This window comes from Streptomyces fractus (assembly GCF_049844455.1).
Lineage (GTDB): Bacteria > Actinomycetota > Actinomycetes > Streptomycetales > Streptomycetaceae > Streptomyces > Streptomyces fractus.
Window position 1 is genome coordinate 7,694,256 of record NZ_JBMYHI010000002.1, and the last position, 15,388, is coordinate 7,709,643.

The 15,388-nt window shown below is 70.6% G+C and carries 14 protein-coding genes; 11 read left to right on the forward strand and 3 right to left on the reverse strand.

The genetic code is table 11. The features are described 5' to 3' along the window. Positions 1 to 43: 43 nt before the first annotated feature. The 4 genes from ACP4E5_RS36895 (at position 44) to ACP4E5_RS36910 (ending at position 5,586) form a co-directional block, all read left to right on the forward strand. Entirely contained in the window at positions 44 to 496 is a 453-nt protein-coding gene (locus ACP4E5_RS36895; protein WP_425836558.1) for a DUF4442 domain-containing protein, read from the forward strand. 188 nt (positions 497 to 684) lie between these two features. Further along, on the forward strand, positions 685 to 3,246 hold the full coding sequence (locus ACP4E5_RS36900) for a beta-glucosidase (RefSeq protein WP_425836561.1): 2,562 nt from the start codon (positions 685 to 687) through the stop codon (positions 3,244 to 3,246). A gap of 1 nt (position 3,247) precedes the next feature. Next, complete coding sequence (locus ACP4E5_RS36905; protein WP_425836564.1) at positions 3,248 to 4,843, forward strand: carboxylesterase/lipase family protein; 1,596 nt, start codon at positions 3,248 to 3,250, stop codon at positions 4,841 to 4,843. An 89-nt stretch (positions 4,844 to 4,932) separates the two neighbouring features. Further along, positions 4,933 to 5,586: a DedA family protein gene (locus ACP4E5_RS36910; protein ID WP_425836567.1), complete on the forward strand. Its 654-nt coding sequence runs from the start codon at positions 4,933 to 4,935 to the stop codon at positions 5,584 to 5,586. Between the two features lie 69 nt (positions 5,587 to 5,655). Here ACP4E5_RS36910 and ACP4E5_RS36915 read toward each other — a convergent pair whose 3' ends face one another. Beyond that, entirely contained in the window at positions 5,656 to 6,177 is a 522-nt protein-coding gene (locus tag ACP4E5_RS36915) for a gamma carbonic anhydrase family protein (RefSeq protein WP_425836569.1), read from the reverse strand. 131 nt (positions 6,178 to 6,308) lie between these two features. On the opposite strand from ACP4E5_RS36915, the gene ACP4E5_RS36920 reads away from it, so the two are divergent. Beyond that, complete coding sequence (locus tag ACP4E5_RS36920) at positions 6,309 to 7,064, forward strand: acyltransferase (RefSeq protein WP_425836571.1); 756 nt, start codon at positions 6,309 to 6,311, stop codon at positions 7,062 to 7,064. 24 nt (positions 7,065 to 7,088) lie between these two features. Continuing rightward, complete coding sequence (locus ACP4E5_RS36925) at positions 7,089 to 8,390, forward strand: MFS transporter (protein WP_425836574.1); 1,302 nt, start codon at positions 7,089 to 7,091, stop codon at positions 8,388 to 8,390. Between the two features lie 253 nt (positions 8,391 to 8,643). Here ACP4E5_RS36925 and ACP4E5_RS36930 read toward each other — a convergent pair whose 3' ends face one another. After that, on the reverse strand, positions 8,644 to 9,516 hold the full coding sequence (locus ACP4E5_RS36930; protein WP_425836576.1) for an EamA family transporter: 873 nt from the start codon (positions 9,514 to 9,516) through the stop codon (positions 8,644 to 8,646). A gap of 116 nt (positions 9,517 to 9,632) precedes the next feature. Between ACP4E5_RS36930 and ACP4E5_RS36935 the strand changes: the two genes are divergently transcribed. After that, positions 9,633 to 10,205, forward strand: a complete 573-nt coding sequence (locus ACP4E5_RS36935) for a helix-turn-helix domain-containing protein (protein ID WP_425836578.1) — start codon at positions 9,633 to 9,635, stop codon at positions 10,203 to 10,205. Between the two features lie 52 nt (positions 10,206 to 10,257). Beyond that, positions 10,258 to 10,818: a YbaK/EbsC family protein gene (locus ACP4E5_RS36940; RefSeq protein ID WP_425836581.1), complete on the forward strand. Its 561-nt coding sequence runs from the start codon at positions 10,258 to 10,260 to the stop codon at positions 10,816 to 10,818. Between the two features lie 60 nt (positions 10,819 to 10,878). Here ACP4E5_RS36940 and ACP4E5_RS36945 read toward each other — a convergent pair whose 3' ends face one another. After that, a complete protein-coding gene (locus ACP4E5_RS36945; protein WP_425836584.1) occupies positions 10,879 to 11,931 on the reverse strand; it encodes a LacI family DNA-binding transcriptional regulator in 1,053 nt (350 codons plus the stop codon). 208 nt (positions 11,932 to 12,139) lie between these two features. Between ACP4E5_RS36945 and ACP4E5_RS36950 the strand changes: the two genes are divergently transcribed. The 3 genes from ACP4E5_RS36950 (at position 12,140) to ACP4E5_RS36960 (ending at position 15,377) form a co-directional block, all read left to right on the forward strand. After that, entirely contained in the window at positions 12,140 to 13,036 is an 897-nt protein-coding gene (locus tag ACP4E5_RS36950; RefSeq protein ID WP_425836587.1) for a carbohydrate ABC transporter permease, read from the forward strand. Positions 13,037 to 13,040: 4 nt separating this feature from the next. Continuing rightward, positions 13,041 to 13,973 carry a carbohydrate ABC transporter permease gene (locus ACP4E5_RS36955; RefSeq protein WP_425836590.1) on the forward strand — a complete coding sequence of 311 codons (933 nt, stop codon included), beginning with the start codon at positions 13,041 to 13,043 and terminating at the stop codon, positions 13,971 to 13,973. 66 nt (positions 13,974 to 14,039) lie between these two features. Continuing rightward, positions 14,040 to 15,377, forward strand: coding sequence for an ABC transporter substrate-binding protein (locus tag ACP4E5_RS36960; RefSeq protein ID WP_425836593.1), 1,338 nt, complete (start codon positions 14,040 to 14,042; stop codon positions 15,375 to 15,377). The last annotated feature ends 11 nt before the right edge of the window (positions 15,378 to 15,388 follow it).

The window sequence follows — 15,388 nt, forward strand, 5'->3', positions numbered from 1 at the left end:
CGGGGATGGCCAAGCGTTGCTACCCGTGGGTAACATTCGGGTCATGAGCGCAGATCAGATGTCCATCGGCGAGATGCTCGCCGCCACGGTGCCGATGGCCCGCACCCTGAACCTCGAGTTCCGCGAGACCACGCCCGAGAGGGCGGTCGTCGCACTGCCCGACCAGGCCGACTACCACAACCACGTCGGCGGACCGCACGCCGGAGCGATGTTCACGCTCGGCGAGTCCGCGAGCGGCGCCATCGTGCTCGCCGCCTTCGGCGAGCAGCTCTCGCGCGCCGTGCCGCTCGCCGTGAGCGCCGACATCGCGTACAAGAAGCTGGCGATGGGCCCGGTCACCGCCACCGCGACACTCGGCCGCCCGGCCGCCGACGTCGTCGCCGAGTTGGACGCGGGTGACCGCCCCGAGTTCCCGGTGAGCATCGCGATCACGCGCGAGGACGGCGCCGTGACCGGCGAGATGACCGTCGTCTGGACGCTGCGTCCCAACAGCTGAGCAAGGTCCGTACGGAGAGGAAGGCACCGCCCGTCGGGCGGTGCCTTCGTCGTTTCTTGTTCAACCTGTTGACACGAGTCAACGCCGGTCATAGTTTCCGCTTCGGTTTTGCGGTGTCCAACGATGCGTCAGGTCCGATTTGTCGCCCAGTGCGTTGAGTGCTCGAACGCAACAAGGAGAGACAGCCCATGCCCTACAGCGGGACCAGTAGCGGGAGCGGTAGCGAGATCGGTAGCGGGTCCGATGGCGGGTCCAGCGGCGGAATCAGAGCCGACGGGGTCTCCAGACGGGCGGCCCTGCGCCGGATGGGCGGGGCGATCATGGTCGCCGCCGCCGTCACCACGGGCCTGCCGGGCCTCGCGCAGGCGTCGTCGCGGCGGCCCGACCGCGGCGCCGGACGCAAGGTCGAGGCACTGCTCGGCAGGCTCACGCTCGACGAGAAGCTCACCTTCCTGCACGGCGCCGACGACCCGCACAGCCTCGGTCAGGCCGGCTACATCCCCGGCGTCCCCCGCCTCGGCATCCCGCCGCTGCGCCTCGCCGACGGCCCCGCGGGCGTCCGCGTCACCGAGCACGCCACCGCCCTCCCGGCCCCCGTCCTCCTCGCCTCCTCCTTCGACCCGGCGCTCGCCCGCCGCTACGGCGAGGTCATCGGCCGCGAGGGCCGGGCGCTCGGCCAGGACGTACTGCTCTCGCCGATGGTCAACCTGATCCGCACGCCGTACGCCGGCCGCAACTTCGAGACGTTCTCCGAGGACCCGCTGCTCGCCTCCGACATGGTCACCGAGGAGATCGGCGGCATCCAGGGCAAGGGCCTGATCGCGACCGTCAAGCACTTCGCGCTCAACAATCAGGAGAAGGACCGCATGTCGATCGACGTGCGGGCCGACGAGCGGACCATGCACGAGCTGGAGCTGCGCGGCTTCGAGGCCGCCGTCGGGGCCGGCGCGGGCTCCGTCATGGGCTCGTACAACAAGGTCAACGGCACTCCTGCCTGCGACAACAAGGAGCTGCTCGACGACATCCTGCGCGGGCAGTGGCACTTCGATGGCTGGGTGATGACCGACTGGTTCGCCACCCACTCCACCGTCGCCGGGATGGCCGCGGGCCTCGACATGGAGATGCCGAGCGAGGACGCGTTCGGCGCCGCGCTGAAGAAGGCCGTGCAGGACGGCACGGTGCCCGAGGCGCAGGTGGACCGGGCGGTGCACCGGATCCTGTCGGTGATGGACCGCTTCGGGCTGCTGTCCGGGAAGGTGCCGGCCAGGCCCGGCCGGGACGCGGCGGCGGGCGCGGCCGTCGCCCTCGACGTCGCCAAGGCGGGCGCGACCCTGCTGCACAACAAGGGCCGCACCCTGCCGCTGCCCGAGGGCGGCTCCGTCGCCGTCCTCGGACCCACCGGCTACGTCCCGTTCGTCAGCGGCGGCGGCAGCGCGCACGTCGTCCCCGACCACGCCGACAGCCCGTACGAGGCCATCAAGTCCCGCGCGGGCAAGCGGGGTTCGGCCACCTATGCGCTCGGCAACGACATCTACGGCAAGGCCCTGCCCGCCGCCGCGCTCTCGCCCGCCGCCTACTTGGAGGAGCGGAAGGTCGCGGCGGGGGAGACCTGGTCGTACAAGGGGACACTCACGACCGACGAGGCCGACGACTGGACCTTCGTCATCCACTACTCGGGCGATCGCCCCAAGGTCGTCCTCGACGGCACCGAGCTCTTCCCCAAACTGCCCGGCTTCGACGAGTACTTCAGCGGCGGCCTCGTCTCCATCGCGCCCGACGGGCTCGCGGTGCGCCACAAGTCCCTTGACCTGGCGGCCGGTTCGCACACGCTGGAGATCACGGCGAAGGGCGGCGACAAGGGGCAGACGTTCCGGCTGCGCCGGGTGACCGGGGCGACGCGGGCGGAGGATGTCGCCGAGGCCGTGCGGGCCGCGCGCGGCGCGGACAGCGTGGTGCTCTTCGCGTACGAGGACGCGACCGAGGGCCAGGACCGCACGTCGCTCGCGCTGCCCGACTTCCAGGAGGCCCTCATCGCGGCGGTGGCGGCGGCCAACCCCCGTACGACGGTCGTCCTCAACAGCTCCTCCGCGATCACCATGCCGTGGCTCGACAAGGTGGGCGCCGTGCTGCAGATGTACTACCCGGGCCAGGAGGGTGCGGAGGCCACCGCCGCCGTCCTGTACGGGGACTGCGACGCCGGCGGTCGGCTCACCCAGTCCTTCCCGACCTCCGAGGCCACCCACCCGATGTCCGGGGACCCGCGCCGCTACCCCGGAGTGAACGGCGTCGAGGAGTACTCGGAGGGCATCCACCTCGGCTACCGCTGGTACGACGCACAGCGCGTGAAGCCGCTGTTCCCGTTCGGACACGGCCTGTCGTACACCTCGTTCGCGTACGAGGACCTGACCGCGCGCTGGACGTCCGGGCACGGCCTCGACGTCACCTTCACCGTGCGCAACACGGGACGCCGGGCGGGCGTCGCCGTGCCCCAGGTGTACGTCGGCCCGTCACCGGACCTCGAAGTCGACCAGGCCGTCAAGGTGTTGGGCGGATACCGCCGGGCCGCGCTGGAGGCGGGGGAGCGGCGGCGGATCACCGTGCGCGTCGCGCCCCGCACGCTCTCCTCGTGGGACACCGGACGCCACGACTGGGTCCTCGGCACCGGAAGGCGCACCGTGTGGCTCGGCGCATCGGCCGGTGACCTGCTGCGTCGCACGGACGTGATGGTCGAGCGGAAGAGGAGCAACTGACATGCGACACGGTCGAATACGTACGGTGCTCGCGGCCGTGGCGGCGATGACCGCCGCGGCCCTCGTGCCGGCACACGCCACCCAACGGTCCGAAAGCCCCACCGTGCACACGGCGTCCGGCTGGGTGCGCGGCCAACACACCGACGAGGGGCGGCAGTTCCTCGGCATTCCGTACGCCGAGCAGCCCGTCGGCAAGCTGCGCTGGCGGGAGCCGCGCCCGGCGAAGTCCTGGCACGGCGTGCGTGACACCACCGACTTCTCCAACAGATGCGTACAGGCGTCGAGTTGGGACCCCGGATACGAGGATCCGACGTACACGGAGGACTGCCTCGACCTGAACGTGTACGCGCCGGACGGCTCGGCGGGACGCCCCGTCATGGTGTGGCTGCACGGTGGCGGGCTCACCGCGGGCGCGGGCGGCGACATCGTGCCCGACACCTTCGCCCGGCGTACCGGCACGGTCGTCGTCACCGTCAACTACCGCCTGGGAGCGATGGGTTTCCTCGCGGCGACGGGCCTCGACAAGCAGGCGTCCGACGGGGTCTCCGGCAACTTCGGCCTCCAGGACCAGCAGCAGGCGCTGCGCTGGGTGCGCGCCAACATCGACCGCTTCGGCGGCGACCGGGACCGTGTGACGATCGCCGGTGAGTCCGCGGGCGGCCGCTCGGTGTGCAGCCAGCTCGCGTCGCCGACCGGACGCGGCCTGTTCCGGGCCGGGATCATCGAGTCCGGGGCGTACGGGGACTGCGCGGCCCGCGAACACAAGGCGGCCGTCGCCGAGGGCGCGAGGTTCGCGGAGAAGGCCGGATGCGGGACGGCGGCGGACACCGTGGCCTGCCTGCGCGGCAAGTCGGCCAAGGAGATCCTGGACGCCCAGGCCGGATTCGACTGGGCGCCGGTCACCGGCGGAGCCTTCCTGCCCGAACAGCCGGCCACCGCGATCGCCGAAGGCCGCTCCGCCCACGTCCCCGTCCTCAACGGCGCCAACAAGGACGAGGGACGCCTCTTCGCGTACGGCGCGTACGACGGCCAGGGCAAGCCGCTCACGGCCGAGGCGTACCCGAAGGCGCTCACCGACACGTACGGGAAGACGACGGGGGAGAAGGCCCTGGCCGCCTACCCCCTCTCCGACTACACGTCGCCCACCTACGCGTACGCCGCCGCCCAGGGCGACCAGCTCATGGCCTGCCCGGCGCTCCGGCTCGACCGGCGGCTCGCGGCGAGCGGGCCTCCCGTCTACGCGTACGAGTTCGCCGACCGCACCTCGCCGCCCTTCGCGTCGATCAGGGAAGCGGGCAAGACGTTCGACTTCGGGGCCACGCACGTCAACGAGGTGCAGTACCTGTTCAAGCACTTCGGGCAGGACTCCCCGCTCAACGCCGAGCAGCGGACCCTCGCCGACAAGATGGTGCAGTACTGGGGCTCCTTCATCAGGGGCGACGCCCCGCGGGCCGACGGCGCCCCCGCCATGCCGGACCAGCGGCGGCTGCCCGGACACGTGCTGTCACTGAAGACGTCCGGTGTGGGCGGGATCACCCTCTCCACGGACGTCGATCGCGAACATCACTGCACCTTGTGGGACGCGGCTGCGTCATAGGGAGCAGGTAGGCTGCCCGGCGTGCGCGTACCGGAGGGGAGCGCGCGCCGGGTACAGGCAGAACTTTGGTGGTACGGGAGGCGGCGTCGATGCACGTCCAGGCATGGCTCGACACGATTCCGGCGGTCGCCGTCTACCTCCTGGTCGCCGGGGTGATCGGCGTCGAGAGCCTCGGCATCCCGCTGCCCGGCGAGATCGTGCTCATCTCCGCGGCGCTGCTCTCCTCGCAGCACGGCGAGATCAACCCGGTCGTCCTCGGGGCCTGCGCCAGTGCGGGCGCCGTCGTCGGCGACTCCATCGGGTACGCCATCGGCCGCAAGGGCGGGCGCCCGCTGCTCGCCAAGATGGGACGCAAGTTCCCCAAGCACTTCAGCCCGGGACACGTCGCCACCGCCGAGCGGTCCTTCGAGAAGTGGGGCATGTGGGCCGTCTTCTTCGGCCGCTTCGTCGCCCTGCTCCGCATCTTCGCCGGACCGCTCGCGGGCGTCCTGCACATGCCGTACTGGAAGTTCCTCACCGCGAACCTCCTGGGCGGCGTCATCTGGGCCGGCGGCACGACCGCGGTCATCTACTACGTGGGCGTGGTCGCGGAGGACTGGCTCAAGAAGTTCTCCTACGTGGGCCTCGGCATCGCCATCCTCATCGGCCTGGCCTCCATGCTGATCGTGAAGCGGCGGGCGGCGAAGATGGTGGCGGAACACGATGCTGCCGCCGAACCGGAGTCCAGCCCCACCGGGGCCTGAGGCGAACGGCGTTGCGGTCCCGGGGCTCTGCCCCGGACCCCGCGCCTCAATCGCCGGCGGGGCTTGAATTCACGCTCCCCTGTGCACCTTCGCCAGCTCCACGTAATGCGTGCCGTTGAGCGTGACGACCTCGCGCTCCTCCGCGGAGAGCTCCCGCTTCACCTTGGCGGGGACGCCCGCGACCAGGGACCCCGGCGGGACGACCATCCCCTGTGGCACCAACGCCTGCGCCGCGACCAGCGAACCCGCCCCGATCACCGCGCCGTTGAGCACGGTCGCCCCCATCCCGATCAGGCAGTCGTCCTCCACGGTGCAGCCGTGCAGCACCGCGTTGTGGCCGACGGAGACGCGCTCGCCGATCGTCGCCGGGAACCCGGGGTCGACGTGAACCGTGCAGTTGTCCTGGATGTTGCTGTCGGCGCCGAGCGTGATCGGCTCGAACTCGGCCCGCAGCACCGCCCCGTACCAGACGCTCGCGCCCGCGCTCAGCGTGACGTCGCCGACGACCACGGACATCGGGGCGGTGAACGCCTCCGGGTCCACCTTCGGTTCCTTGTTGCCGATGCCGGTGACGAGTGCCTCGTGGGACATGAGGTCTGTGCTCCCTACGTGTCATGAAGTGTGTGTCATGCATGCGTCGCGCCAACCGAACCGTACCTGTGGGGCGAAGATCACAGGTCGGCGAGGTGGGGGCGGCAGATACGCGTGGGTAACGTGACGCCGTGCCGAAGAAGCGGAACGACAAGGGTGGGCCGGGACACCGGCTCGTACAGGCCGGTTGGCGCTGGGTGCAGCGCAGGGGCGCGGTCACAGCGAGGCAGCCCGGCGGGCACCGGTTCGGCGCGATCGGGCACGGTACGAAGCTCGCGTTCCCCCAGGGCACGGTGTTCGGTGAGCCGTGGATCCGGATCGGCGCGCACTGCATCATCGGGGAACAGGTGACCCTGACCGCGGGCCTGATGCCGGACCTGGACCTCGGCCCCGACCCGATCCTGACCCTCGGCGACGGCGTCGTGATCGGCCGCGGCAGCCATGTCATCGCCGACACGACGGTGCGGATCGGCAGCGACGTCTACATGGGCCCGTACGTCTACATCACCTCCACCAATCACTCCTACGACGATCCGCACGAGCCCATCGGCAAGCAGTGGCCCCGGATGGAGCCGGTCGAGATCGGGCCCGGCTGCTGGATCGGCACCGGCGCCGTGATCCTGCCCGGCGCCCGCCTCGGGCGGAACGTGGTCGTCGCGGCCGGGGCCGTGGTGCGCGGCGAGGTACCCGACCACTGCGTGGTCGCGGGCGCGCCCGCACGCGTCGTACGGAGCTGGGACGCGGAGGTCGGCTGGCAGCCGCCGCTCAGGACGCCGGCGCCGCGGGCCATCCCCGAGGGGGTCACCCCGGACCAACTGCTCGCTCTGTCCGAACTCGACGACGGGGCCCGCGACGGGGCCTGGGACACTGAGCCCCGGACCAGATAGATGTAGCGAGCAATCAGGGAAGCCGTGGACACGAGCGAGACCAGCGACGACAGCAGGACCACCGACGGCACGGAGGCGGCCCCGGCCACCCCGCGCGGCTGGCGGCGCTGGGCCATGGACACCCGGCCCCTGCGCATCCCCGCCTACCGCCGGCTGTGGTCGTCGACCATCGTCACGGCCGTCGGCAGCCAGCTCACCGCGGTCGCCGTGCCCAAGCAGATCTACGACATCACGGGCTCATCGGCGTGGGTCGGCGCCGCGAGCATGGCGGGGCTCGTGCCGCTCGTCGTGTTCGCGCTGTGGGGCGGCGCGATCGCCGACCACATGGACCGGCGCAAGCTGCTCCTGATCACCAACTCCGGCATCGCCGTGACCTCGGTGCTGTTCTGGCTCCAGGCGATATCCGGGCTCGACTCGGTGGTCGTGCTGATGGTGCTGCTCGCGGTGCAGCAGGCGTTCTGGGGGCTCAACGCCCCGGCCCGCAACGCGTCCATCGCGCGGCTCGTGCCCGAGAACCAACTGGCCGCGGCCAACGCGCTCGGCTCGACGGTCATGCAGACCGGCCAGGTCGTCGGCCCGCTGCTTGCGGGCGTCCTCATCCCGGTCATCGGCCTGCCCGAGCTGTACCTCATCGACGCCCTCGCGCTGTGCGTCACCGTGTGGGCGGTGTACCGGCTGCCGTCGCTTCCGCCGCTTGTCGCTGCCGCGAAGAAGCGGGCGGGTGTGCGGGAGATCGTCGACGGTTTCCGCTACATGTCCGCGCACAAGGTGCTGCTGCTGTCCTTCCTCGCGGACATCATCGCGATGGTGTTCGGGATGCCGCGGGCCCTGTTCCCGCAGCTCGCCGCGGAGACGTACGCGCCGTACGGGGAGGGGCTCGCGCTCGGGCTGCTGTTCGCGGCGATCCCGATCGGCGCGGTGGTCGGTGGCGTGTTCTCCGGTACGTTCTCGCGGGCGCGGCGGCACGGGTGGATGGTGATCGGGGCGATCGTGGCGTGGGGCCTGGCGATCACCGGGTTCGGGCTGAGCGGGAACCTGTGGCTCGCGGTGGTGTTCCTCGCGGTGGCCGGGGTCGCGGACATGGTGTCCATGGTCTTCCGCGGCGCGATCCTGCTGTCGGCGGCGACGGACGAGATGCGCGGCCGCATGCAGGGCGTCTTCACGGTGGTCGTCGCGGGTGGGCCGCGCCTGGCCGACGTCCTGCACGGCTCGGCCGGCTCCGCCTTCGGCACGCGCCCGGCGGTCGCCGGTGGCGGCCTCCTGGTGGTGCTGGCGATGCTGACGTTGGCGGCGGCCGTCCCGGCGTTGCGGCGTTACCGGGTCTGACCGGGTCGTTGTTGCGCGGCGAGGTCGTGCCGGGGCCGGGCCCGTCGTGCTGGGTGCGCGGCACCGGGGGCCGCCTTGCCCACCCTGCCGCCCAAGGCGGCAGATTGCACAAGGCGGGGGCGGCACGTTCAAGCCTCGGCGGCGATCGGCCAAAATCAACCCTCCGGGGCGGGTGGGCCAATCAAGCCCCTGCGGCGATTGAGCAGCGGGGTCCGGGGCGGAGCCCCGCGTCCGTAACGCCATCCGGCCGAGGTCACCCAGTGGCCAGCAGAACCGTTCCCACCAACGCGAGCCCGGCCCCGGCCGCCTGCACCCCACGCAACCGCTCACTGAGCACGCCCCGCGCCGCGAGCGCGGTCACGATCGGATACAACGACGCCAGCACCGCCGCCACCGTCACCGGCCCCCGCTGCGCGGCCAGCGCATACGTACCGTTGGCCGCCACGTCCGCAAGACCGACGAACGCGAGCGCGGGCAGCGAGGACCGGATGAGCCGCAGCCCACCGTCGCTCGCCGCCGGCAGCACCCGCCCACCCCGCTTCGCGGACACGTACAACGCGCCGCCACCCGCCACGACATTCGTCACCCGCTGCACGAACAACGCGAGGAAGAGCCCGGTGAGCGTCGTGGACGCCTCCGAGATCAGCACCATCACCGCGCCGAAGGCGAACGCGGCGAGCAGCGTGAGCAGCACCGCCCGGCGCTGCACCGGCGCGCCCCTGAACTGCGGCCCACCCGCGAGGACCACGCCCACCACGGCGACCAGGATGCCCGCGAACTGCAGCACCCCGGGCCGCTCCCCGAGCACGAGCCCGACGCCGACCGGCACGGCGACGCCGATCGAGCCGAGCGGCGAGACGACGCCCATCGGCCCGAGAGCGAGCGCCTTGTAGAAGGCGAGCATGGCGACGGGACCGACGAGACCCGCCGCGACGGCGAACCACAACTGCGGTCCCGCTTCCGCGAAGCCACCCGTGACGACCACGATCACGCCGAGCACGACCGCGGCGATCGTCTGCGAGACGACGACCACGGTGAGCGCCGGGGTGCGTCGCGTCAGCAGCCCGCCGCCGAAGTCGGCCAAGCCCCACATGAGGCTCGTGGCCAGGGCGAAGAGTGCTGTCATGCCGAACCTCGCAGTACAGTTTGCTGGACGTTGTGGTGCACCACACCGTAGTTCACTGAACTGAACGCTGTCATCCAAAATATTGACCCATCGGGCCGAACAACCTTGGACGGAACGTGTCGGATCTCGACCTCCTGAACCAGGCGCTCGCGCGCAACGTCAAGCACTGGCGGTCCGAGCGCGGCTTCACCCTCGACGCGCTCGCCGCCCGCGCCGCCGTCAGCCGCGGCATGCTCATCCAGATCGAGCAGGCCCGCACCAACCCCAGCATCGGCACCGTCGTCAAGATCGGCGACGCGCTCGGCGTCAGCATCACCACGCTGCTCGACTACGAACAGGGCCCGAACGTCCGCATCGTGACCGAGGATCAGGCGGTACGCCTGTGGCACACGGAGGCCGGCAGCTACAACCGGCTGCTCGCCGGAACCGAGTCCGAGGGCCCGCTGGAGATGTGGGACTGGCGGCTCGTGCCCGGCGACGGCAGCGACTCCGACCCGCACCCGCAGGGCACCATCGAACTGGTCCATGTCACGGCCGGTGAGCTGACCCTCGTCGTGGACGGCGCCGCGCACGCGGTGCCCACGGGGGCGAGCGTCTCGTTCGAGGCGAGCACCGCGCACTCCTACCGCAACGACGGGACCGAGGACGTCGAGATGATCATGGCCGTGTCGGTGCCATTCGTACGGTGAGACAGCTGAGACACCCGGTCGACGCCCGCGCGGCGGCTGTTAGCGTGCCGCCATGCGCGCACCCATCGGCACCTTCGACCACGTCCTGCCCGCCCCCGAGGCCCTCGACCTGCTCACCCGGCCCGTCGCCGACGCCGTCCGCGACTGGCGCGGCACGGTGCCCGCGCGGGACCTGATCCACGTCGACACCGACCCCGCGTGGGCGGACACGGCGACGTTCGTCGAGCACTACGGCCCCGACCTGCTCGACACGTCCGCGAACTGCGTCGTCGTCGCGGGCAAGCGGGGCGGCGAGACCACCCTCGCGGCCTGCGTCGTGCTGTCCGCGACGAAGGTCGACGTCAACGGCGCGGTCCGCCGCCAACTCGGCGCCCGCAAGGCCTCGTTCGCCCCGATGGACACCGCGACCGGCGAGTCCGGCATGGAGTACGGCGGCATCACCCCGATCGGCCTGCCCGCCGGCTGGCCGGTCCTCGTCGACTCGGCCGTCGTCGACCTCCCGCACGTCCTCATCGGCAGCGGCACACGCCGCGGAAAGCTGATCGTCCCCGGCAAGGCCCTCGCCGAACTCCCGGGCGCCGTCGTGGTGGAGGGGCTGGGCGTCGCGGTCTGACGCGCCTTCCCAAGCTGCCCCTCCCCGAGCTGCCTCTCCCGACGCCGCGTTCCGCCCCCGTCACCCCCGTCGCGCGGCCGCCCGACCCGTGCTCTCCCGTACCACCAGCCGCGTCGGCACCAGTGTCGTCCCGTGTTCCGCCTCGCTCTCCCGCACCTGGCGCAGCGCGCTCGCCACGCAGCGGCGGCCGACCTCGGCGAAGTCCTGGTGGACCGTGGTGAGCGGGGGCTGGTACGAGCCCGAGTCGGGGATGTCGTCGAAGCCGATGACCGAGACGTCCTCGGGGACCTTGCGGCCGCGCTCCTCCAGGGCCCGCAGCAGGCCGAGCGCCATCTGGTCGTTCGCCGCGAACACCGCGGTGCAGTCGGCCTGTTCGGCGAGGCGCAGGCCCGCGCGGTAGCCGGACTCGGCCGACCAGTCGCCCCGGACCGGCGGTGGGACGGCGCGGCCCGCGTCCTCAAGTGCCGTACGCCAGGCGTCCGTTCGGCGCTGCGCGGCGTACGACTCGGAGGGGCCCGCCAGGTGCCAGACCGTACGGTGGCCCAGTTCGAGCAGGTGGCGCACCGCGTCGCGGGTGCCGCCCGCCTGGTCCGTGTCCACCACCGCGTAACGGTCGCCCGCGTCGGAGTCGGCGACCACGACCTTCACGTGCGGCGGCAGCGACAGGCGCGCCGAGTCGAGGAGGTGGACCTCCATGATGACGATGACCGCGTCCACCGCGAGCTCGCCGAGGCGGGAGAACGCCCCGCGCACCTCGTCCTGCGTGGGCACCGCGACCGGGAGCAGCGTCACCGCGTAGCCCTCCTGCGCGGCCGAGGTGGCGATGGCCTCCAGCGTGCGCATGTTGCCCGTCGTGGACAGCGTGAACGTGATGACGCCGATCGTGCGGAAGTCGCCCCGCTTCAGGGCCCGCGCCGCGCTGTTGGGGCGGTAGCCGAGCTCCTTCATCGCGGCGCGGACCCGCTCGCGCGTCTCCTCGTTGACACCGGGGAAGCCGTTCGAGACGCGGGAGACGGTCTGGGACGAGACCCCGGCGACCCGGGCGACGTCGGCCATCGACGCGTTCTGCGAACGGCGCCTGCCGCGCCGCGGGGCGCTCTCTTTGGTTGCCATCGTGTCCCTCACCGACTCTTGACCCTCGTCCTCGGGGCAGTGTAGACATGCCGCCACCGAATGTTTACGCAAACATAACAGCCGCCGAGTGCTTCGTACCCAGGGATGTTTACGCAAACATCGGGACCCGTGGGCTGAATCGTGACGCTGAATCGTGACGCTGACCCGTGACGTTGACCGTGACGCTTGGACGAATGAGGGGCGCGAGATGACCACGCTGCAACCGCCGGTCGCCCTGAGGCGGCGCCGCTCGTGGACGGGATGGGGGTTCATCGGCCCCTTCGTGCTCGTCTTCGCCCTGGTCTTCCTGGCGCCGCTCGCCTACTCGGTGTACCTGAGCCTGTTCCGTACACAACTCATCGGCGGCACCACCTTCGTCGGCCTGGACAACTACCAACAGGCCCTCCAGGACGGCCAGTTCTGGGACGGAGTCCTCCGCGTCGGCCTGTTCCTGCTGATCCAGGTGCCGATCATGCTGGGCATCGCCCTGCTCGTCGCCCTCGCCATCGACAGCGGCCGCCTCTACGGCAAGGACTTCTTCCGGATCACCGTCTTCCTGCCGTACGCGGTCCCCGCCGTCGTCGCGACCCTCATGTGGGGCTTCATGTACGGCACGCGCTACGGACTCGTCGGCGACATCAACGACGCGCTCGGCACGAAGCTGCCCGACCCGCTCTCCGCCCACCTGGTCCTCGCGTCCCTCGGCAACATCGTGACCTGGGAGTTCGTCGGCTACAACATGCTGATCTTCTTCGCCGCACTGCGCGTCGTACCGCACTCCCTGTACGAGGCGGCCGAGATCGACGGCGCCGGACAGTGGCGCGTTATCACCGCCATCAAGCTCCCGGCGATCCGCGGCGCCCTCGTCATCGCCACGATCTTCTCGATCATCGGCAGCTTCCAGCTCTTCAACGAGCCCGCCATCCTCCAGAAGCTGGCGCCGAACGCGATCACCACCGACTACACCCCGAACTACTACACGTACTCGCTGTCCTTCGCGGGCCAGCAGCAGAACTACTCCGCGACGGTCGCCATCGTCATGGGCGTGATCACGATGATCGTCGCCTACGTGGTCCAACTGCGCGGCATGCGCAAGGGAGCGTGACGCGATGACCACCACCACAGGGCCCGTACGGCCGGCCACCTCGCGGGGGTCCACCGCCCCGCGCCTGCGCACCGTGCGGCGGCGCACCGCTGGGCGGCCCCGGCGCAGCGTCCCGCTGACCGTGCTCACCGGCATCGTCCTCGTCTACAGCCTGCTGCCGCTGGTGTGGCTCCTGATCAGCGCCACCAAGTCCCAGCAGGGCCTGGCCCGTTCGTTCGGCCTCTGGTTCGACTCGGACTTCGACCTCTGGCACAACATCGGCGCGACCTTCACCTACCAGGACGGCGTCTTCGGCCGCTGGCTCCTCAACACCCTCCTGTACGTGGTGGTGGGCGCGGGCGGCGCCACCTTCCTGGCGGTCCTCGGCGGGTACGCGCTCGCCAAGTTCGCCTTCCCGGGCAAGCGCGCCGTGTTCGCCGTCGTCATCGGAGCGGTCGCCGTGCCGGGCACGGCGCTCGCCGTCCCCACGTTCCTGATGTTCAGCAAGATGGGCCTCACCGACACCCCGTGGGCCGTCATCATCCCGTCGCTGATCTCGCCGTTCGGCCTGTATCTGATGTGGGTGTTCGCCACCGAGGCGATCCCCGCCGAGCTGATGGAGGCCGCCCGGATCGACGGCGCGAGCGAGCTGCGCACCTTCTTCCAGGTCGCCCTGCCGCTGCTCGCGCCCGGCACCGTCACCGTCCTGCTCTTCACCACGGTCGCGACCTGGAACAACTACTTCCTGCCGCTGATCATGCTGAAGGACCCCGACTGGTATCCGCTCACGCTCGGCCTCGACTCCTGGAACAAGCAGGCGCAGACGGCCGGCGGCGAGGCCATCCCCCATCTGGTGCTCACCGGTTCGCTGCTCACCATCGTGCCGCTGATCGCCGCTTTCCTGCTGCTCCAGAAGTACTGGCAGTCGGGTCTCTCCGCCGGAAGCGTCAAGGAGTAGGCACGGCACCGCAGTTGATCCCTCGCACACCCTCTGTAGGACCACGAAGAAGTGGAAGCCAACGCCATGCCCCAGCACTCCCGCCGCGTCCTGCGCGGCATAGGTCTCCTCTGCGTCCTCGCCCTCGGGGCCACCGCCTGCGGCGGCTCCGACGACGGCTCCGGTGACAAGAAGGTCGGCTCGGCCGACCTTCAGTCGGCGCTGAAGAAGGGCGGCACCGTCACGGTGTGGGCGTGGGAGCCCACCCTGAAGCAGGTCGCCGCCGACTTCGAGAAGAAGTACCCGAAGGTCGACATCAAGCTGGTCAACGCGGGCACCAACAACGACCAGTACAAGGCCCTCTCGAACGCGATCTCGGCGAAGAAGGGCGTCCCGGACGTCGCGCAGATCGAGTACTACGCCCTCGGTCAGTACGCCCTGACGAAGCAGATCACCGACCTCAAGGCCTACGGCGCCGAGAAGCTGGCGGACTCGTACTCGCCGGGGCCGTGGAACTCGGTGAAGTCCGGCGACGGCGTCTACGGCCTGCCCATGGACTCCGGGCCGATGGCCCTCTTCTACAACAAGAAGGTCTTCGACAAGTACAAGATCGCCGTCCCGACGACCTGGGACGAGTACGTCGACGCCGCCCGCAAGCTCCACAAGGCGAACCCGAAGGCGTACATCACGAGCGACGTCGGCGACGCGGGCCTGACCACCAGCCTGCTGTGGCAGGCCGGTTCGCACCCGTACAAGGTCGACGGCACCAAGGTCGGCATCGACTTCACCGACGCGGGCGCCAAGAAGTACACCGACACCTGGCAGAAGCTGATCGACGGCAAGCTGGTCTCGCCCGTCACCGGCTGGACCGACGACTGGTACAAGGGCCTCGGCGACGGCACCATCGCCACACTGCCCACAGGCGCCTGGATGCCCGCCAACTTCGCCTCCGGCGTGAAGGGCGCCTCCGGTGACTGGCGCGTCGCCCCCATGCCGCAGTGGGAGAAGGGCGCGCACGCGAGTTCCGAGAACGGCGGCAGCTCGCTCGCGCTGCCCGAACTCGGGAAGAACAAGGAACTCGCCTACGCCTTCGTCAAGTACGCCAACTCCGGTGCCGGTGTGCAGACCCGCATCAAGAACGGCGCGTTCCCCGCGACGACGAAGGACCTGAATTCGTCGTCGTTCCAGAACACCGAGTTCCCCTACTTCGGCGGCCAGAAGGCCAACAAGATCTTCGCCGAGTCCGCGAAGAACGTGCCCACCGACTGGAAGTACCTGCCGTTCCAGGTGTACGCCAACTCGATCTTCAACGACACCGTCGGCAAGGCGTACGTCTCCCCGACGAAGCTGACCGCCGGGCTCAAGTCCTGGCAGGACGCGTCCGCCAAGTACGGCACCCAGCAGGGCTTCACCGTCGACAAGTAGCGCGTACGGCT

Bases quoted from the DNA above. Each gene is read 5' to 3' on its own strand.
- ACP4E5_RS36895 (WP_425836558.1), top strand. From the start codon at position 44: ATGAGCGCAGATCAGATGTCCATCGGCGAGATGCTCGCCGCCACGGTG.
- ACP4E5_RS36900 (WP_425836561.1), top strand. From the start codon at position 685: ATGCCCTACAGCGGGACCAGTAGCGGGAGCGGTAGCGAGATCGGTAGC.
- ACP4E5_RS36905 (WP_425836564.1), top strand. From the start codon at position 3,248: ATGCGACACGGTCGAATACGTACGGTGCTCGCGGCCGTGGCGGCGATG.
- ACP4E5_RS36910 (WP_425836567.1), top strand. From the start codon at position 4,933: ATGCACGTCCAGGCATGGCTCGACACGATTCCGGCGGTCGCCGTCTAC.
- ACP4E5_RS36915 (WP_425836569.1), bottom strand. From the start codon at position 6,177: ATGTCCCACGAGGCACTCGTCACCGGCATCGGCAACAAGGAACCGAAG.
- ACP4E5_RS36930 (WP_425836576.1), bottom strand. From the start codon at position 9,516: ATGACAGCACTCTTCGCCCTGGCCACGAGCCTCATGTGGGGCTTGGCC.
- ACP4E5_RS36940 (WP_425836581.1), top strand. From the start codon at position 10,258: ATGCGCGCACCCATCGGCACCTTCGACCACGTCCTGCCCGCCCCCGAG.
- ACP4E5_RS36945 (WP_425836584.1), bottom strand. From the start codon at position 11,931: ATGGCAACCAAAGAGAGCGCCCCGCGGCGCGGCAGGCGCCGTTCGCAG.
- ACP4E5_RS36950 (WP_425836587.1), top strand. From the start codon at position 12,140: ATGACCACGCTGCAACCGCCGGTCGCCCTGAGGCGGCGCCGCTCGTGG.
- ACP4E5_RS36955 (WP_425836590.1), top strand. From the start codon at position 13,041: ATGACCACCACCACAGGGCCCGTACGGCCGGCCACCTCGCGGGGGTCC.
- ACP4E5_RS36960 (WP_425836593.1), top strand. From the start codon at position 14,040: ATGCCCCAGCACTCCCGCCGCGTCCTGCGCGGCATAGGTCTCCTCTGC.